Source organism: Sinorhizobium sp. P24N7, assembly GCF_042436655.1.
Lineage (GTDB): Bacteria > Pseudomonadota > Alphaproteobacteria > Rhizobiales > Rhizobiaceae > Sinorhizobium > Sinorhizobium meliloti_A.
In genome coordinates this window covers 102,719-119,951 of the sequence record NZ_JBHMIW010000007.1, presented here as the reverse complement: position 1 = coordinate 119,951, position 17,233 = coordinate 102,719, and the positions used below count along the sequence as shown (strand labels likewise).

Below are 17,233 nucleotides of genomic sequence, written 5' to 3'. Positions count from 1 at the left end.
ATCACTCGATGGAACCGGGTCATTATGGCCGGTTCTTTAAGGCGTTTTCCGCCTTTTGAAAAGGGTCCGCCGGCCGCACATGTCCGAAATCTTTGACGCATCGGGTGGCGTAAGGCCCTGCCGCCGCTCAGGCGAAATTGAGCCTGCGGTCGATCTCGCTCAGGGGCTGAACGCCCGCAAGCAGCGCGCGCGCCTCGCTCTCGTCCTTGCGCATCTGGACCATCAATGGCTCCAGACCGTCGAACTTGAGTTCGTCTCGCAACCGGCCGAAGAAGGATACGGCGCAGATCTCGCCGTAGAGATCCGCGGAGAAATCGAAAACGAAGGTCTCCAGCAAGGCTTCGCCGTCGCTGTCGACGGTCGGGCGACGGCCGAAGCTTGCGACACCGTCATGGAGCGACCCGTCCGCCCTCCGGAAACGCACCGCATAGATGCCGCTTTTCAGCTCCGCCTCGGGCGGCAGGCGCATGTTCGCGGTCGGATAGCCGAGCGTGCGGCCGAGCTTCTTGCCGTCGATGACTTCGGCTTCGACCGTATAGCGATAGCCAAGCAGCCCGGCCGCGTGCGAAACGTCGCCCTCGGCCAGCAGGGAGCGGATGAAACTCGAGGATATCACGGCGGCGTTTTCGTCGCGGAATGCATCCACAAGCGTCACGCCGAATCCCTCGCGCTCCCCGGCCGCCATCAGGAAGGCCGGCCCGCCTTCCCGCCCCTTGCCGAAATGGAAATCGAAACCGGTGACGACATGGGAGGCGTGCAGCCATTCGCGCAGGATGCTATGAATGAAGTCGGAGGCCGAAAGCTCCGAAAAGCTCCGGTCGAAAGGATATTCGATGACGGCACCGAATCCCATTCCCTCGAGTATGCGGGCTTTCAGCGGTGCCGGGGTGAGGCGGAACACCGGCGCGTCGGGCCGGAACACGGTACGCGGATGCGGCTCGAAGGTGAGCACGAGCGCCGGAACGGCCCGCTTCACCGCCTCCTCCAGCGCGCGGTTCAGCACCGACTGATGGCCGCGATGCACGCCGTCGAAATTGCCGATCGCGACCACACCGCCGCGTAGATGTTCGGGCAGCGGATCGCGGGTCTCGTTGCGGTGAAAAACGGTCATGCCGATCGTCCCGTCATGCCAGCCGCGGCATCCACCATTTCGGCTGCGCCCCATTCTGCCTCAGGAAGGCCATGAGCCTCGCTTCGTCGGTGCGGCTTTCGTGCATGTATTCCTGCGCATGGATGCCCGCGCTGATGTAGAGCAGGTCGAAGCCGGCATCCTGCGCGCCCTTGACGTCGGTCGGCATCCCGTCACCGATGGCTATGACGCGCGAAAGATCGAAATTGCCCCTGGCGGCCTTGGCCTGCGCGAGAGCGGCCTGATAGATCGCGATATAGGGCTTGCCGGCAATGCGTGCCTCGCCGCCGAGCTCTTCATAGAGTTTGGCGATGGCACCGGCACAGGGGATGAGCCTATGCCCGCGCTCCACGACAAGATCGGGGTTGGCGCAGATGAACGGTATTTTCCGCTTGGCGAGCCCCGTCAGCGTCGCGCGGTAGTGCTCGGGCGTCTCGGTCTCATCGTCGTAGAAGCCGGCGCAGACGATCGTCTCGGCCTCGTCGGCGGACACGATCTCGGTGCCGAGCCCTTCGAGCAGCGGCAGATCCCGGTCGGCTCCGATGAAGAAGATGCGTTTGTCGGCCGCCGCAATCAGCGCCTGCGTCACGTCGCCGGAGGTCACGATACGGTCGTAGGCTTCGTCGGGGACGCCGAGGCCGCGGATTTGCACCGTGACGCCCGGATGCGGCCGGGGTGAATTGGTGATGAGAACGACGGTCAGCCCCTGGGCGCGCGCCTCGGCCAGCGCTTCGCAGGCGGATGCAAAGGCTTGAATGCCGTTGTGAAGCACGCCCCAGACGTCGCAAAGGACCACGTCGTAACGACCGGCGATTTCCCGAAAACTATTGATCCTGACGGCCATGCTGGCTTCCTGCAAACTCGGCTTTCCGGCTGACATCGCAAGGAAGGGGCAAGAATACAAGCCTCACGCCGAGAAAAACGCGGCACTTCCCAAGGATTTTAAAGCAATTCCAGGAAGCGGCGCGTCGAAGCTCAGGTCGGTTTTGCCCGCGCGCATGGCGATGCGCTTGAATTCCTCGCGTGGCGACTGCGCGGTCTCCGGCATGTTCCTTTGGCAGGAAACGGATCCTGCAGTCTCGCCTCTTCCAGGGATGAGATAATCAAACAAGCCGCGGCGGGGGCTCGGCGCTGTCAACGATCACGGCCGGCAAAAAATCTCGGAACCGATCCTTGACTCATTTCACGGCCACCCTTATCTCGGCTGGCGCTAGCACTCACTTGATAAGAGTGCTAACACCCATCCGGCGGGTCCATTCGCGACCCGCAGTGTCATTTGATCGAGGGATTAGACAATGGCAAGCACCAATTTCCGTCCGCTGCACGACCGCGTTGTCGTCCGCCGCGTCGAGTCTGAAGAAAAGACCAAGGGCGGCATCATCATTCCGGACACCGCTAAGGAAAAGCCGCAGGAAGGCGAGATCGTGGCTGTCGGTTCGGGTGCCCGCGACGAAAGCGGCAAGGTTGTTCCGCTCGACGTCAAGGCCGGCGACCGCATTCTGTTCGGCAAGTGGTCCGGCACCGAAGTCAAGATCGACGGCGAAGACCTTCTGATCATGAAGGAAGCCGACATCATGGGCGTCATCGGCTGATCGGCCGGCACCCCTTCAAATTCCGTAATTTGAAACCGGACCAGTTCCGGAGTTTCGAAACCAGGAGCTTTCAAAATGGCAGCTAAAGAAGTCAAGTTCGGCCGCAGCGCGCGCGAAAAGATGCTGCGCGGCGTCGACATCCTCGCCGACGCAGTCAAGGTGACGCTCGGCCCGAAGGGCCGCAATGTCGTTATCGACAAGTCGTTCGGCGCGCCGCGCATCACCAAGGACGGCGTTTCGGTCGCCAAGGAGATCGAACTCGAAGACAAGTTCGAGAACATGGGCGCCCAGATGGTCCGCGAAGTCGCTTCGAAGACCAACGACATCGCCGGTGACGGCACGACGACTGCAACCGTTCTCGCCCAGGCGATCGTTCGCGAAGGCGCGAAGGCCGTTGCCGCCGGCATGAACCCGATGGACTTGAAGCGCGGTATCGACCTGGCTGTCGCCGAAGTCGTCAAGGACCTGCTCGCCAAGGCCAAGAAGATCAACACCTCGGACGAAGTCGCCCAGGTCGGAACGATCTCGGCAAACGGCGAAAAGCAGATCGGTCTCGACATCGCCGAAGCGATGCAGAAGGTCGGCAACGAAGGCGTCATCACGGTTGAAGAAGCCAAGACCGCCGAAACCGAGCTCGAAGTCGTCGAAGGCATGCAGTTCGACCGCGGCTACCTGTCGCCCTACTTCGTCACCAACCCGGAAAAGATGGTCGCCGACCTGGAAGACGCTTTCATTCTCCTGCACGAGAAGAAGCTCTCCAACCTGCAGGCGATGCTCCCGGTTCTCGAAGCCGTCGTTCAGACCGGCAAGCCGCTCCTCATCATCGCTGAAGACGTCGAAGGCGAAGCACTCGCAACGCTCGTCGTCAACAAGCTGCGTGGCGGCCTGAAGATCGCTGCCGTCAAGGCCCCGGGCTTCGGCGACCGCCGCAAGGCCATGCTCGAAGACATCGCCATCCTGACGGGCGGCACGGTGATCTCGGAAGACCTCGGCATCAAGCTCGAAAGCGTCACGCTCGACATGCTCGGCCGCGCGAAGAAGGTTTCGATCACCAAGGAAAACACGACGATCGTCGACGGTGCCGGCCAGAAGTCCGACATCGAAGGCCGCGTCGCTCAGATCAAGGCCCAGATCGAAGAAACCACCTCCGACTACGACCGTGAGAAGCTGCAGGAGCGCCTTGCCAAGCTCGCCGGCGGCGTCGCCGTCATCCGCGTCGGCGGTGCGACGGAAGTCGAAGTGAAGGAAAAGAAGGACCGCATCGACGACGCCCTCAACGCGACGCGCGCTGCAGTTCAGGAAGGCATCGTACCGGGCGGCGGTGTTGCCCTGCTGCGTTCTTCCGTCAAGATCACCGTCAAGGGTGAAAACGACGATCAGGACGCCGGCGTCAACATCGTTCGCCGCGCTCTGCAGTCTCCGGCCCGTCAGATCGTCGAAAACGCTGGCGACGAAGCATCCATCGTTGTCGGCAAGATCCTCGAGAAGAACACCGACGACTTCGGCTACAACGCCCAGACCGGCGAATATGGCGACATGATCGCCATGGGCATCATCGACCCGGTCAAGGTCGTTCGCACAGCGCTTCAGGACGCAGCCTCGGTTGCTTCGCTGCTCATCACCACCGAAGCCATGATCGCCGAACTGCCCAAGAAGGACGCTCCGGCAATGCCGGGCGGCATGGGCGGAATGGGCGGAATGGACATGATGTGATAAGGCGACAGCCTTAGCACGATCCATCCGGATCCGAAGGGCGGCTCTCGAGCCGCCCTTTTTTGTTTTATAATGCCGGAGCGCATGCGGCCGCGCTGGAGCATTTCAATGTTTCATGGAAACACTGAAATGCTCTGACCCTTTGGTCCAACGCATTTCCGGACGGAAAATCGTTACACACTTCTCCTGGAAGTGCTCTACGTCAGCAATGCCTTCAGATCGACCTGCGGATTGGCGAGCAGCACACGGTCCGGCGTGGCGCCCGCCTCGAGAAGCTTCTTTCCCGTCACATAGGCCTTGGCGTCGTTGATAGCATCGACGGCGACCAGCTTGCCCTGGCGGAAATACCAGACCGAGACGCTGCCCTCGCGCTGGCCCTGGCGGACGAGCGTTTCGTCGTGGCCGAGGCCGAAGCCGGCAATCTGCAGTTTGACGTCGTACTGGTCGGACCAGAACCAGGGCTTCGGGTCGTAGGGTTCGGTGCTGCCCGCGAGAACCGCGGCAACCGCTTCCGCCTGGTCGACGGCATTCTGCACGGATTCGAGGCGGATGCGCATGCCGTCCCACGGCAGGACGGCGCAGTCGCCCATGGCGAAGATCGTTGGATCTGAGGTCCGGCCATGGCTGTCGACGACAATGCCGTTTGCGGTTTCGATGCCGGCTTCGTGCGCCAGCGCATCATTCGCCGCCACGCCAATGCCGACGATCACGATATCGACGGGAATGACGGAGCCGTCGGAGAGTTCCGCCGCCGTAACGCGGCCGTTGTCGCCGATCAGACGATGGAGCCCTGTGCGTTCACGTATATCGACGCCGTGCGAGCGGTGAATTTCGCGGACGATCGCCGAGGTGGCGCCGGAGGCGACACGCTGAAGGATCCGGTCGGCCATTTCGATGACTGTGACCTCGAGCCCCGTGGTCCGGGCAACCGCCGCAGCCTCGAGGCCGATGTAGCCGCCACCGACGACCAGCACCCGCCGGCCGGGCTGCATCTCCTCTGCCAGCCGGTCGGCATCCCGGAAATCGCGCACGACGAAAACGCCCGCGAGATCGCCGCCCGCCGCAGCCGGCAGCCGACGCGGCGTGGCGCCGGTCGCGAGGGCAAGCGTCTCATAGGCAAGCTTGGAGCCATCGCTGAGCGTCACGCGTTTGGCGGCGCGATCGATCGCCGTCGCGGCGGTCGAAAGACGTATGTCGATCTCGTGCTCCGCATACCAGGGCTCCGGCCGGTAAAGCAGGCGATCGAGGGTCATTTCGCGCAGCAGATATTTCTTGGAGAGCGGCGGCCGCTGGTAGGGCAGGCTCGCTTCGGCGGCAACCACGGTGATCGGACGCATGTCCTTGAGGGCGCGAAGCTTGGCGACCAAAGCGAATGCGGCTTGACCGCCACCGACAACAACAAGTCTTCCCGACACCTGCTCCATCCGTCTCAATCTCTGCCCATCGCTATCCTCCCGGCCGGCACCCGGTCAATCTCCGGCGGAGGCCCCGCCCGAAACTACTCCTTGCGCGGGATCTCCATGCCCTTTTGGGCGGCGGGGCGTGCCAGGCCGCGATCCACCCAGTCCATGACGTTCGGGAAGCTCTTATAGTCGAGCACCTCGGCGCCGCCATAGAACTTGCGAGCCCCTTCCACCCAAGGATAGGTCGCGATGTCGGCGATGGTGTATTCGTCCCCCATCAGCCATTGACGGCCCTCGAGCCGCGCTTCAAGGACGCCGAGAAGACGCTTCGCTTCGTCGCGATAGCGCTGAACCGGATAGGGGTTGTTGGCGACCTTGTCGGCGGCAAATTTGAAGAAATGGCCGAACTGCCCGAACATCGGTCCGATGCCGCCCATCTGGAACATCACCCAGCACAGCGTCTCGTAACGGCGGGCCGCATCCGCCGGGAGGAGCTTGCCGGTCTTTTCTGCAAGATAGATCAGAATCGCGCCGGATTCGAAGAGGCCGATCGGCTTTCCGTCCGGTCCGTTCGGATCGATGATCGCCGGAATGCGGCCGTTCGGATTGAGCGACAGGAATTCGGGCGACTTCTGCTCGTTGGTATCGAAGGAAATGCGGTGAGCCTCATAGGCAAGGCCCAGTTCTTCGAGGGCGATCGAGACCTTAACGCCGTTCGGCGTCGGGAGCGAATAGAGCTGGATGATATCGGGACTTTTCGCCGGCCAGCGAGCCGTGATCGGAAACGAAGAAAGATCAGCCATGACGGATGCCTCTAGGTGGGAAATCGAAAGGGTGTTCTGCCGCCCCAACATAGGGAGCGCCGGTTGCATTTGTCAGGGTCGAAGGCAAATTTGCCGGCCTTCACCTTCGCCGTCCTCGCGCTCAGAGCACGGCCCGCACGGCAGCAACGATGCGGTCGATCACCGGATTGCCCTCGTGGGTGGCCTTGCGCGCCCGCACGAGGCAGGCCTCGGAGCGCAGGATCACGCCGTCAGAAAGGATCTTCAGATGGTTGGCCTTGAGCGTCGAGCCCGTCGAGGTGATGTCGACGATGATGTCGGAGGAGCCGGACGCGGGCGCGCCTTCGGTCGCTCCCAGGCTCTCGACGATGCGGTAGAGCTGGATGCCGTGGCTGCCCGAGAAGAAATGCTGCGTCAGACGCCAGTATTTGGTGGCGATCGCAAGCCGGCGGCCATGGCGGGCGCGGAAGTCCGCGGCGACATCGCCGAGATCGGCCATCGTGTCGACGTCGTACCAGATCTCGGGTACTGCGACGACCACATCGGCGTGACCGAAGCCGAGCCGGGCGGCGAAGTCGACCCGGGTGTCGGCGTCCGCCAGGCCTTCGCGCACGAGATCCTCGCCCGTGACGCCGAAATCGACCGCGCCGCTGCCGATCTCACGGGCGATTTCCGAGGCGGACAAATAGGCGATCTCGACGTCGTCCCACCCTTCAACGCGGCCGCGATAGGACCGGTCGCTGCCGACTGCCGCAATCTTCATTCCGGCGCGTTCGAAGATCGCCGAGGCCTCATCCTTCATTCGCCCCTTGGAGGGCAGCGCAATGGTGACGGTCATTCCGCCCTCCCCGCAGCGATCGCCTGTTCTATCCGGTCGAGCCAGAGGGAAAAGCCGACGGCCGGAATATGCTCGCGGGCACCGAGCAAAGTCAAAAGGCGGTCGAACCGGCCGCCGCCGGCGAGCACCGCCGGCGTGCCTTCGACCCCGATTTCGAAGACGAGCCCGGTGTAGTAATCAAGCGGCCGGCCGAAGGCGGCGCGGTAGCGCATCAGACCGGGATCGGCGCCGGTCCTTGCAAGCGCGGCCACGCGCGCGTCGAAAAGCGCCAGCGCATCATCGATCTTCAGGCGCGCCTTGCCGGCGAAGCGGTGGAGCGCCGCCGGAGCATCGGCAAGCGGCAGATCGAAAGCCAGGAACGCGCGCATGACGCCGAGCGCCTCCTTGTCCAGCCGGGTGGCGGCGAGTTCGACTTTTTCCTTCAGGCGCCGCGCTATATCGCGGGGCGAGCGGCTCGCATTGGTCGAATAGCCGGTCGCCTTCATCGTCTCGCCGATATGGGCGACGAGCCGCTCCTCGTCCTCGAGCATGCCGAGCGCCGCGACGCGCTCGACGTCGTGACCGAAGACGCCGGGCGACTTCGGATCGGCGAGCGCCGCCAGAAGCCGTTCCAACTGCTTTTGATCGCCGAAGGCATGGATGAGGCGCTTCTGCCAGCCCCCGGGCAGGCCGCATGCGGCAATCACCGCTTCGAACACCGACTGGTCGCCGAGCGTCACGTTCAGCCGCTCGCCCGGCAACCGGTTGGCGAGGACGAACATAGCGTCGCCGACCACGCGGGCGTCGGCAGCGGCCGTATCCGGATCGCCAAGGTCTTCGATGCCCGCCTGGTAGAATTCACTCGATCCTTCGCGGCGCTGCCGGAACACCTCGCCCAGGTAGGCGTAACGCTGCGGCGTACCGGTTGCGGTCTCGATATGGCGGAGGCAGACGGGAATGGTGAACTCGGGGCGCAGGCAAAGGCTCTCGCCGGTCTCGCTCTCGGTCATGAAAATGCGCCGGCGCAGATCTTCGCCGGCCATGTCGAGGAAAGGCTCCGCCGGCTGGATGACCGGCGTATCGACGCGCAGCGTGTTCCGCCGCTCGAAATCTGCGAGAAGGTCACCGGCAAAGGCGGGAAGATTGATCAGAGGCATTGCGGTCAACCCGCCCTTTTCCGGTCCTCGGCCTGTTCCGCCAGAATTTCGCGCACCTTCGCGACGAGTTCGCCTTCCGGGACGGAAACCTGCGCGACACGCGCCTCGCGCCAGGCGACATTATCCTCGATTTCGCCCGAAAGGCGCTTGCCTTCGATCAGGTCCTTGATCTGCACAACGCCGGAGGCGCGCTCGTCGCCCCCCTGAATCACGGCGATCGGCGATCCGCGACGGTCGGCATATTTGAGCTGGTCGCCGAAGTTCTTCTTGTTGCCCTGGTACATTTCGGCGCGGATGCCGGCATGCCGCAGATCCTGCACGAAGCGCTGGTAACGCCCCATGCTTTCGATATCGCGATCCATGACGCAAACGACAACCGGAGCGGTGACCTGTTCGGCGCCCAGCTTGCCCAGATTCTTGAGTGCCGTCATCAGCCGCGACACGCCGATGGAGAAGCCGGTCGCCGGCACCGGCTGACCCATGAAGCGCGACACGAGGCCGTCGTAGCGGCCGCCCCCGCCGACGGAGCCGAAGACGACCTTCTCGCCCTTTTCATTGGTGACGGCGAACTGCAACTCCGCTTCGAAGACCGGGCCGGTATAATATTCGAGGCCGCGCACGACGGAGGGGTCGATCTTGATGCGGTCCGCCTCGTAACCGGCACTGAGTACAAGGCTGCGGATTGTGTTCAACTCGGTGACGCCCTCGGCGCCGCGAGCCGTTCCGGCGACGAGCGCCGCCAGATCGTCCGCGCTGCTCGCATAGTCCGTGATCCCAACGAAGAAAAGGATCTTGCCGATCTGCTCCTCGTTCAGCCCGGCGCCCTTGGTGAAGTCGCCGCTCTCGTCCTTGCGCCCTTCACCCAGCAACAGCCGCACCCCTTGCGGACCGAACTTGTCGAGCTTGTCGATGGCGCGCAGCACCGTCAGCCGCGTATTCGTCTGCTCGACTCCGCCGAGCCCGATCGCCTCCAGAACGCCGTCGAGTACCTTGCGGTTGTTGACGCGGATCACGTAATCGCCGCGGGCAATGCCGAGCGCCTCCATCGTGTCGGCCATCATCATGCACATTTCGGCATCGGCCTGTACACCGGCGGCACCGACCGTATCGGCATCGAACTGCATGAACTGGCGGAAGCGGCCCGGGCCCGGCTTCTCGTTGCGGAAAACGTAACCGGCGCGATAGGTACGATAGGGAAGCTGGATTTCGTTGAAATTCTCGGCCACGTGACGTGCGAGAGGCGCGGTCAGATCGTAGCGCAGGCTCAGCCACTGGTCGTCGTCGTCGGTCAGCGAAAAGACACCTTCATTCGGCCGGTCGCTGTCGGGCAGGAACTTGCCGAGCGCGTCGGTATATTCGAAAAGCGGCGTCTCGACCGGATCGAAGCCGTAACGTTCGTAGACTTCGCGGATTTTCGCGATCATCTCGTCGACGGCGCGAATGTCCGCGGCCGACCGGTCGACGAAGCCGCGCGGCAGGCGTGCCCTGAGCTTCTGCGTTTTCTTCTGTTTTTCATTCATTGAAAGCATTCCGGACTTCAAGCTTGGTCGGTGCCTTCCCTACCGGATCATGGCAGGGGCGGCAAGGGCGGCGACAAGCCGCAAGACCGCGCGCGTCCAGGCTTGCGGAACATTGCGGCGTTGCATGCGTTCCTGCGCGAAAGGCCCGATCACAATGCCGTGATTGTAAATCTCGCCATTTACGCGTATAGGTTACGCAGCAGATCGAGGCCGACTTTGGGGACTGAGCGATATGCTGAACTTCATGACACCGGGATCCGGATCCATAAAACCTTTGAGTCCGGAGACGCACAGAGCCTGGACCCGCCGCGTCTCGCAGGCGGGCTGCCTGGTGGAGCCATGGCGCTGCGACCTTTCCAGCGGCGCCTTCATGATAGGTTCCAAAACCGCTGCCCTCCTCGGTCTGCGGCGCAATCCCTGCGGCATCGTCGACCTTGTCAGGGCCTATGACAGAGGCGACCGGTCCACGATCCTGAACATTCTGGAACAGGCGACGGAAAGCTCCTCGTCCTTCTGCTTCTCGACCACCGTCCGCGGCATAACGGGACATCCTTCCCCGCTCTATTGCATCGGCAATTCGACACTTACGGACGAGGGCGCAGAGGGTTCGCTCGAAGGCGTGTTCGCCCTTCCGGATAGCGACAATCCGGACGCCTGACGGCGCGTGCCAATTTCCATCATCTTCGCATTCTGTCCGCCCCTGTGAGCGGCGGACTCGATGAAAGGAAACGAAATGGTCCTCAAACGATCCCTGTCTGCCCTGTTTCTCGCCGCCACGCTCGCTGCTGTTCCCGTGCTGGCGCAGGAAACCGACCACGGCAGCATGCATCACGGTTCGGCAGAGAGCGGCGCGGCGGGGGACGCGTCCCCGTCGAGCAAGGCCTTCGCCGAGGCGAACGCCAAGATGCACAAGGACATGGATATCACCTTCAGCGGCAATGCCGATCTCGATTTCGTACGCGCCATGATCGCTCACCACCAGGGAGCGATCGACATGGCGAAGGTCGAACTCGAACACGGCAAGGACGAAGCGATCCGCAAACTCGCTGATGACATCATCAAGGCCCAGGAAGCAGAGATCAGGATGATGAAGGAATGGCTGGCCGGCAATGGCGGCTAGATCACGATGCTCTTAGGTCGGGTCGACCTAAAAGCATGAACGTGATCGATTCCAAGAAGAGCGGCATGCGGGCGGCGCACACTTTTCCTCATTCCGCTCTAAGGCCTGTTGAGTTTCGGGCCACCGGCCGCGCTTGTTTGATTTCCTCATTCCTGTGCTTGTCACAGGAATCCAGCCAGACCAAGTCCTTGGGCTGAAAGAATGCTTCCCGCGCCGCAGACGCGGCGCTGCTGGATCCCTGTGACAAGCACAGGGATGAGGGTGGAGAGGATGCAGTCCTCCGATACGTTTCCTACAGCGCCGCGCGTCTTATGAGCCGCGCAAAGGTCGCTGTAGCACTTTGAGCCCGCAGCGATATTGACAGTGGGCGGCAAGCTCCTCTTCCATAGGCACAGGTGCCATGACGTCAAGAGGGGAAACGATGACGATACCACCCGGTGCATCTCCACAATTGTACAACGAAGACCTCGCGCCCGCCAAAGAACGCAACTGGGGCGCATTCTCCATTTTCAACGTCTGGACATCGGACGTGCACAGCCTGTGGGGCTACTATCTTGCCGCCAGCCTGTTTCTCTTCTGCGGCAGCTTTATGAACTTCCTCCTGGCCATCGGCATCGGCTCGCTCATCATCTTCTTCCTGATGCAGCTTGTCGGCGTTGCCGGCGTGCGCACCGGCGTGCCCTTCCCGGTCCTGGCCCGGGCGTCCTTCGGTATCTGGGGCGCGAACTTCCCGGCAATCGTCCGCGCCATCGTCGCGTGCTTTTGGTACGGCGCCCAGACGGCGGCAGCCTCGGGCGCCATCGTCGCGCTGCTTGTCCGCAATGAAAGCCTGCTTCAGTTCCACCAGTCGAGCCACATGCTCGGTCATTCCACCCTCGAACTCGTCTGCTACGTCGTCGTTTGGGGTCTTCAACTGCTGATCATCCAGAACGGCATGGAGACGGTTCGAAAGTTCCAGGACTGGGCCGGTCCAGCAGTCTGGGTGATGATGCTGCTGCTTGCGATCTATCTCGTCGTCAAGGCGGGCGGCTTCTCGTTCAGCCACACGATCCCGATGGACGTGTTGCTTGAAAAGACCAAGAATGCCGGCGTGCCGGGCCTACCGGGGTCGTTCGCCGCGCTTGGCGCAGTGGCCGCGATCTGGGTGACCTATTTCTCCGCGCTCTATCTCAATTTCTGCGACTTCTCGCGCTACTGCCCGAGCGAACGGTCGCTGAAGGTCGGCAACCTCTGGGGCCTGCCCGTCAACCTCATCCTGTTCTCGCTGGTCGCCGGCGTTACAACCATCGCCGCCTTCAATGTCTATGGCGAGGTGCTGCTGCACCCCGACCAGATCTCGGCCAAGTTCGACAGCTGGTTCCTGGCGCTGCTCGCCGCACTGACCTTCGCGGTGGCGACTCTCGGCATCAACGTCGTCGCCAACTTCGTCTCGCCCGCCTTCGACTTCGCCAACGTCTTTCCCAAGCACATCGACTTCAAGAAGGGTGGCTATATCGCGGCGCTGATCGCCCTCGCGCTCTATCCATTCGCGCCTTGGGAAGGCGGGGCCGCGCACTTCGTCAACATGATCGGTAATACGATGGGCCCGATCTTCGGCGTCATGATGGTCGACTACTACCTCATCCGGAAGGGCCGCGTGGATGTGGAGGCGCTCTACCGCGAACACGGCGAGTTCCGCTTCGAGAACGGCTGGCACGTCAACGCGCTGATCGCCGCCGGCATCGGGATCGTCTTCTCCTCGATCCTGCCGGGGCTTACATCCGTCATGCCGGCATGGTGGGGCGTCTACGGCTGGTTCTTCGGCGTCGCCATAGCGGGTGCGATATACTACGCGCTCCGCTCCTTCAAATCGGCCAGGCCATACCCGGCCCAACCTTGATAGTCTACTGCTATCAGAGAACATCGCCCTCCCGTCGAATGGGGAGGGCGATGTTCTTGCCGGATGCGGCAATCAGGCCGCCGGACGTGCGAAGCGCCGGCGCAGGTCCTCTATCGGCGCGCGGCAGAAGCAGCCCTCGATATGGTCGTTGACGAGGCCCATCGCCTGCATGAAGGCATAGACGGTGGTCGGGCCGACAAAGGTCCAGCCACGCTTCTTCAGATCCTTCGAAATCCGCACTGAGGCCGGCGTCGTCGGATTGGCGATGAGGGTCTCGAAATCGACGGTCTTCGGACGCTCGCTTCCATCGGGCTCATGCGACCAGAAATAGGCCGCCAGTGAACCGAATTCCGCGCGCAGCTCCTTCGCCCGGCGGGCATTGTTGATGGTCGAGACGATCTTGCCGCGATGGCGAACGATGCCGGTATCGGCGAGGCAACGCTCGACGTCCTCCTCGCCGAACTCGGCGACCTTGTCGAAATCGAAGCCCGCAAATGCGGCGCGAAACGCATCGCGCTTTCTCAGGATCGTCAGCCAGGAGAGGCCCGACTGAAAGCCTTCGAGGCATATCTTTTCGAACAACCTGTGATCATCGGCGACCGGCCGGCCCCATTCTTCGTCATGATAGCGGCGGTAATCCTGCAGATTGCCGTGCCAGGCACAGCGATCAAGGCCGTCTTCCCCCGTAATCAAGCCCCTGGCTGCCATTTCGCCTCTCTCCATCGTTTCTCTTTTGTTCCATTTACCATTTGCAAACCACATCGATAAAGAGGCGAATAACCCTACCCAAAGCTTTATTGCCGAGGCCGCCCTTGAGCGCCGCACCGTTTACGGTTCGGTTGCGGACAGATGAGAGCATCCCGCCATTGCCGGAGCACTGGAACGCGCATGCGATTTCCCCAGAGCTCCGCCCCATTGAATTGAACGCAAGGGCCTTGGCGGGGCAACTCACCCGGGCTCCTCCAGATTGTTCCCGCCAAGTAGCGAGTCCGTCCGATGCTGAAGAAATCCCTTTGTTTTGCCGCATGCTTCTTTTCGATCCTTTCCGGGGTTGCAGGCGCACAGGACCGGTATCAAAACCGTCCGCCTGTCATCGTCAGCCCGGATCTGACCGCCCCCTGGGTGATGCAGCTGACGGGCAAGCGCGTGGTCTATCGCCAGCAGGTTCCCACGACCACCCGAAAGCGGGTCGAGCGGCGCGAGCTCAGCCGTCACCTCGCCAACGCGGCCGTTCAGCCAGCCTCGATCGCGCGCAGACAGAAGCCGGCAAAGTCGAGAATCGATCCGCAGTTCCTCCCGCAGATGGTCGCTTACGAGACGAAGGAGAAGCCCGGGACCATCGTCATCGACACCAACAACCGCTTTCTCTATCTCGTCACCGGCAACGGCGATGCGCGGCGCTACGGCGTCGGAGTCGGCAAGCCTGGCTTCGAATGGGCGGGAGAGCACAGGATCACGCGCAAGGCCGAGTGGCCCAACTGGACGCCGCCGCAGGAAATGATCGCGCGTGAGGCAGCGCGGGGCCACTATCTGCCGGCGCGGATGGACGGCGGACCGGAGAATCCGCTCGGCGCTCGCGCCATGTATCTGGGCTCGACGCTCTACCGCATCCACGGCACCAATGCACCCTGGACGATCGGCTACGGCGTTTCCTCCGGCTGTATCCGCATGCGTAACGAGGACGTGGTCGATCTCTATGAGAGAGTTAAGGTCGGCACAAAAGTCGTCGTGATATAGCGACCATGGATGCACAATACTTCTTTTCCCTCTTCATCGCCGCAAACCGTGGTTTTGAAGCAACAGATGTTCCCTCAGATACAAGTCTCGTCGAAATCGTTGCACTATAGAATGTATCGCGGGCGCCCACTTGCGGTTAAATCGCGTGGCTTGCTTGCAACGAGGGTTCAGAGGGAAATCGTAATGAGACGTCATGTCACGGGGATGGCCGCGCTTGCAGTTGCGGCCGCTGCTCTTCTTGTCTCCGGAAACGCTTCGGCATTTACTCCGGCCGATACTGTCGGCGCGGGCGTAAAAAGTTCCGACATCATTCAAGTCGCCAAGCAGAAGAAGCCGCCTCAGAGATACTGGCGCACCAAGGTGCGCTTCCGCACGGACGAGGCTCCCGGCACCATCATCGTCGATACCAACAGCAAGTATCTTTATTACATCGACGGCCCGAACCGGGCGACGCGCTATGGCATCGGCGTCGGCCGCGACGGCTTCGGCTGGTCCGGTGTCGTCAAGGTTGGCCGAAAGGCCGAATGGCCGAGCTGGACGCCGCCGGCCGAGATGCGCGTGCGCGAGAGAGCGAATGGCCGCATCCTGCCGATCACGCAGCCCGGCGGCATCGACAATCCGCTCGGCGCCCGCGCGCTCTATCTCTACAAGGGTGGCCGCGACACGATCTTCCGTATCCACGGGACCAACCAGCCCTGGACCATCGGCCAGAACATGTCCTCGGGCTGCATCCGGATGATGAACGAGGATGTCGAACACCTCTATGAGCGCGCCGGGATCGGCACGAAAGTCGTCGTCATCGGCCCCGGCAGCAAGCCCGGCGACACCTATTTCGACGATCGCGGCGTCGACATTTTCCGCACCATTTTCGGCGGCTGACGGCGGCACTGGACCTCTCCTCACCCGAGGACCAGCCCTCTTCCCGCACGCGGGGAGAGGGGACAGGGACCTTTCCGCGAGTCCCTTCTCGCACTCAAAATAGGAGAAGGTGCCGGCAGGCGGATGAGGGTCCCCTGCTCACCCCCTGACTGTCACAACCCCGCCGGCTTTGGACCGCCATAGGCCCAGTCGAGCAGCTCCACCGTGTGCAGGATCGGTATCTCCGTGCCGCTGGCGATCTGCGTGATGCAGCCGATATTCCCGGTGGCGATCACTTCAGGCTTGGTCGCCTCTATATTTCTCACCTTCCGCGCCTTCAGCTTCGCCGAGATCTCCGGCTGCAGAATGTTGTAGGTGCCGGCCGAACCGCAACAGAGATGCCCCTCCGCCGGCTCGCGAACCGAAAAGCCCGCCCGTTTAAGGAGCTGCTTCGGTGCCGCGGTGATTTTCTGCCCATGCTGCATCGAGCATGCGGAGTGGTAGGCAACGGTGAGATTCCGTGCCCCCTGCTCCGGCAGGTCGAGGGTCGCGAGATATTCGGTGACGTCCTTGGCCAGCGCGGAAACCCTCGCCGCCTTCTCCGCATAGGCCGGGTCGAGCCGCAGCATATGGCCGTAATCCTTGATCGTCGTCCCGCAGCCGGATGCGGTAATGATGATGGCGTCGAGCCCATCCTCCTCCGCCGCCTTCAGCCAGACATCGATGTTGTGCCGAGCAGCCTTCAGCCCCGCCTCATCCCGTCCCATGTGATGGACGAGTGCCCCGCAACAGCCCTCTCCCGCCGAAACGACGACCTCGACTCCTTGGCCCGTGAGCAGACGGATGGTCGCATCGTTGATTTCCGGCCGCAGCACCGGCTGCGCGCAGCCGGTCAGAAGCGCGACGCGGGCGCGCGGCGTGCCTTTTGCCGCGTAGACCGCCGGCTTTGCCCCCCGCGATACCGGCAGCGCGCTCGGCGCCAGATCGAGCATGACGCCGAAGGTCCTGAGGAAGGGAACCCTCTTCAGCAATCCGGCGAGCGGGCGCGCAAGACCGGCAGCCCCGAGCGCCAGCCGGAACCGCGACGGATAAGGAAGAGTGGCGGCAATGACGGCGCGGGCGAGCCGGTCCTTGAACGGCCGCTTGTAGGTCTTCTCGATATGGGCGCGGGCGTGGTCGACAAGATGCATGTAGTCTACACCCGAAGGACAGGTGGTCAGGCAGGAAAGACACGAGAGACAGCGGTCGATATGGGTGACCGTCTCGCTGTCTGCCGCACGGCCGTTTTCGAGCATGTCCTTGATCAGATAGATCCGCCCGCGCGGACTGTCGAGTTCGTCGCCGAGAACCACGTAGGTCGGACAAGTGGCCGTGCAGAAACCGCAATGCACGCATTTGCGCAGGATCGTTTCGGATTCGGCGACATGCGGGTCGGCGAGCTGCTCAGGGGAGAAGTTGGTCTGCAACCGAGTACTCCATGTGGCGCCTTGCGCCTTGGATCACTTTGATCTCCGTCGGGCGGGCCG

17 protein-coding genes are annotated in these 17,233 nt (G+C 62.6%); 7 read left to right on the top strand and 10 right to left on the bottom strand.

Annotation, left to right across the window (positions count from 1 at the left end; all coding sequences use genetic code 11):
- Window positions 1-127: 127 nt before the first annotated feature.
- The 3 genes from ACFHWW_RS13970 to ACFHWW_RS13960 all read right to left on the bottom strand — a co-directional run bounded on the left by ACFHWW_RS13970 (window position 128) and on the right by ACFHWW_RS13960 (window position 2,177).
- Window positions 128-1,111, bottom strand: a complete 984-nt coding sequence (locus ACFHWW_RS13970; protein WP_100669315.1) for a bifunctional riboflavin kinase/FAD synthetase — start codon at window positions 1,109-1,111, stop codon at window positions 128-130.
- A gap of 13 nt (window positions 1,112-1,124) precedes the next feature.
- Window positions 1,125-1,973: a TIGR01459 family HAD-type hydrolase gene (locus ACFHWW_RS13965; protein ID WP_100669317.1), complete on the bottom strand. Its 849-nt coding sequence runs from the start codon at window positions 1,971-1,973 to the stop codon at window positions 1,125-1,127.
- Window positions 1,974-2,036: 63 nt separating this feature from the next.
- Window positions 2,037-2,177 (bottom strand): hypothetical protein, encoded by a 141-nt coding sequence (locus tag ACFHWW_RS13960; RefSeq protein WP_157813643.1) that lies wholly within the window; start codon window positions 2,175-2,177, stop codon window positions 2,037-2,039.
- Between the two features lie 247 nt (window positions 2,178-2,424).
- Between ACFHWW_RS13960 and groES the strand changes: the two genes are divergently transcribed.
- Window positions 2,425-2,721 carry a co-chaperone GroES gene (gene groES, locus ACFHWW_RS13955; protein ID WP_011970827.1) on the top strand — a complete coding sequence of 99 codons (297 nt, stop codon included), beginning with the start codon at window positions 2,425-2,427 and terminating at the stop codon, window positions 2,719-2,721.
- Between the two features lie 75 nt (window positions 2,722-2,796).
- Complete coding sequence (gene groL / locus ACFHWW_RS13950; protein ID WP_010968823.1) at window positions 2,797-4,434, top strand: chaperonin GroEL; 1,638 nt, start codon at window positions 2,797-2,799, stop codon at window positions 4,432-4,434.
- 197 nt (window positions 4,435-4,631) lie between these two features.
- Here groL and ACFHWW_RS13945 read toward each other — a convergent pair whose 3' ends face one another.
- From ACFHWW_RS13945 to hisS, 5 genes are all read right to left on the bottom strand, one after another.
- Complete coding sequence (locus tag ACFHWW_RS13945; protein WP_379938753.1) at window positions 4,632-5,858, bottom strand: NAD(P)/FAD-dependent oxidoreductase; 1,227 nt, start codon at window positions 5,856-5,858, stop codon at window positions 4,632-4,634.
- Window positions 5,859-5,932: 74 nt separating this feature from the next.
- Window positions 5,933-6,640, bottom strand: a complete 708-nt coding sequence (locus ACFHWW_RS13940; RefSeq protein WP_324763000.1) for a glutathione binding-like protein — start codon at window positions 6,638-6,640, stop codon at window positions 5,933-5,935.
- Between the two features lie 121 nt (window positions 6,641-6,761).
- The gene (gene hisG, locus ACFHWW_RS13935; protein WP_379938751.1) at window positions 6,762-7,457 is read right to left on the bottom strand and encodes an ATP phosphoribosyltransferase; all 696 of its coding nucleotides are present in this window, start codon (window positions 7,455-7,457) and stop codon (window positions 6,762-6,764) included.
- A complete protein-coding gene (locus ACFHWW_RS13930; RefSeq protein WP_379939034.1) occupies window positions 7,454-8,593 on the bottom strand; it encodes an ATP phosphoribosyltransferase regulatory subunit in 1,140 nt (379 codons plus the stop codon). Before ACFHWW_RS13930 ends, hisG begins: the two co-directional genes overlap by 4 nt.
- A gap of 5 nt (window positions 8,594-8,598) precedes the next feature.
- Window positions 8,599-10,113 (bottom strand): histidine--tRNA ligase, encoded by a 1,515-nt coding sequence (gene hisS, locus ACFHWW_RS13925; protein ID WP_379938749.1) that lies wholly within the window; start codon window positions 10,111-10,113, stop codon window positions 8,599-8,601.
- A 232-nt stretch (window positions 10,114-10,345) separates the two neighbouring features.
- On the opposite strand from hisS, the gene ACFHWW_RS13920 reads away from it, so the two are divergent.
- The 3 genes from ACFHWW_RS13920 (at window position 10,346) to ACFHWW_RS13910 (ending at window position 13,112) form a co-directional block, all read left to right on the top strand.
- On the top strand, window positions 10,346-10,771 hold the full coding sequence (locus tag ACFHWW_RS13920) for a hypothetical protein (RefSeq protein ID WP_100669329.1): 426 nt from the start codon (window positions 10,346-10,348) through the stop codon (window positions 10,769-10,771).
- Window positions 10,772-10,846: 75 nt separating this feature from the next.
- Window positions 10,847-11,233: a DUF305 domain-containing protein gene (locus tag ACFHWW_RS13915; protein WP_379939032.1), complete on the top strand. Its 387-nt coding sequence runs from the start codon at window positions 10,847-10,849 to the stop codon at window positions 11,231-11,233.
- Between the two features lie 421 nt (window positions 11,234-11,654).
- On the top strand, window positions 11,655-13,112 hold the full coding sequence (locus ACFHWW_RS13910) for an NCS1 family nucleobase:cation symporter-1 (RefSeq protein WP_018094332.1): 1,458 nt from the start codon (window positions 11,655-11,657) through the stop codon (window positions 13,110-13,112).
- Window positions 13,113-13,184: 72 nt separating this feature from the next.
- Here the strand turns inward: ACFHWW_RS13910 and ACFHWW_RS13905 are convergent, their stop codons facing one another.
- Window positions 13,185-13,820, bottom strand: coding sequence for a DNA-3-methyladenine glycosylase I (locus ACFHWW_RS13905; RefSeq protein ID WP_379938747.1), 636 nt, complete (start codon window positions 13,818-13,820; stop codon window positions 13,185-13,187).
- Between the two features lie 288 nt (window positions 13,821-14,108).
- Here ACFHWW_RS13905 and ACFHWW_RS13900 point away from each other — a divergent pair, with 288 nt between their 5' ends.
- Both ACFHWW_RS13900 and ACFHWW_RS13895 read left to right on the top strand, forming a co-directional pair.
- Window positions 14,109-14,849 carry a L,D-transpeptidase gene (locus ACFHWW_RS13900; RefSeq protein WP_379938745.1) on the top strand — a complete coding sequence of 247 codons (741 nt, stop codon included), beginning with the start codon at window positions 14,109-14,111 and terminating at the stop codon, window positions 14,847-14,849.
- A gap of 183 nt (window positions 14,850-15,032) precedes the next feature.
- On the top strand, window positions 15,033-15,728 hold the full coding sequence (locus ACFHWW_RS13895; protein ID WP_100669341.1) for a L,D-transpeptidase: 696 nt from the start codon (window positions 15,033-15,035) through the stop codon (window positions 15,726-15,728).
- Between the two features lie 152 nt (window positions 15,729-15,880).
- On the opposite strand, the gene glcF is transcribed toward ACFHWW_RS13895, so the two are convergent.
- A complete protein-coding gene (glcF, locus tag ACFHWW_RS13890) occupies window positions 15,881-17,173 on the bottom strand; it encodes a glycolate oxidase subunit GlcF (protein ID WP_100669343.1) in 1,293 nt (430 codons plus the stop codon).
- Between the last annotated feature and the right edge of the window lie 60 nt (window positions 17,174-17,233).

Coding starts and splice junctions, on each gene's coding strand:
- ACFHWW_RS13920 (WP_100669329.1), top strand. CDS start 10,346: ATGCTGAACTTCATGACACCGGGATCCGGATCCATAAAACCTTTGAGT.
- ACFHWW_RS13965 (WP_100669317.1), bottom strand. CDS start 1,973: ATGGCCGTCAGGATCAATAGTTTTCGGGAAATCGCCGGTCGTTACGAC.
- ACFHWW_RS13905 (WP_379938747.1), bottom strand. CDS start 13,820: ATGGCAGCCAGGGGCTTGATTACGGGGGAAGACGGCCTTGATCGCTGT.
- groL (WP_010968823.1), top strand. CDS start 2,797: ATGGCAGCTAAAGAAGTCAAGTTCGGCCGCAGCGCGCGCGAAAAGATG.
- groES (WP_011970827.1), top strand. CDS start 2,425: ATGGCAAGCACCAATTTCCGTCCGCTGCACGACCGCGTTGTCGTCCGC.
- ACFHWW_RS13895 (WP_100669341.1), top strand. CDS start 15,033: ATGAGACGTCATGTCACGGGGATGGCCGCGCTTGCAGTTGCGGCCGCT.
- hisG (WP_379938751.1), bottom strand. CDS start 7,457: ATGACCGTCACCATTGCGCTGCCCTCCAAGGGGCGAATGAAGGATGAG.
- ACFHWW_RS13940 (WP_324763000.1), bottom strand. CDS start 6,640: ATGGCTGATCTTTCTTCGTTTCCGATCACGGCTCGCTGGCCGGCGAAA.
- ACFHWW_RS13915 (WP_379939032.1), top strand. CDS start 10,847: ATGGTCCTCAAACGATCCCTGTCTGCCCTGTTTCTCGCCGCCACGCTC.
- hisS (WP_379938749.1), bottom strand. CDS start 10,113: ATGAATGAAAAACAGAAGAAAACGCAGAAGCTCAGGGCACGCCTGCCG.
- ACFHWW_RS13960 (WP_157813643.1), bottom strand. CDS start 2,177: ATGCCGGAGACCGCGCAGTCGCCACGCGAGGAATTCAAGCGCATCGCC.
- ACFHWW_RS13970 (WP_100669315.1), bottom strand. CDS start 1,111: ATGACCGTTTTTCACCGCAACGAGACCCGCGATCCGCTGCCCGAACAT.
- ACFHWW_RS13910 (WP_018094332.1), top strand. CDS start 11,655: ATGACGATACCACCCGGTGCATCTCCACAATTGTACAACGAAGACCTC.
- ACFHWW_RS13945 (WP_379938753.1), bottom strand. CDS start 5,858: ATGGAGCAGGTGTCGGGAAGACTTGTTGTTGTCGGTGGCGGTCAAGCC.
- ACFHWW_RS13930 (WP_379939034.1), bottom strand. CDS start 8,593: ATGCCTCTGATCAATCTTCCCGCCTTTGCCGGTGACCTTCTCGCAGAT.
- ACFHWW_RS13900 (WP_379938745.1), top strand. CDS start 14,109: ATGCTGAAGAAATCCCTTTGTTTTGCCGCATGCTTCTTTTCGATCCTT.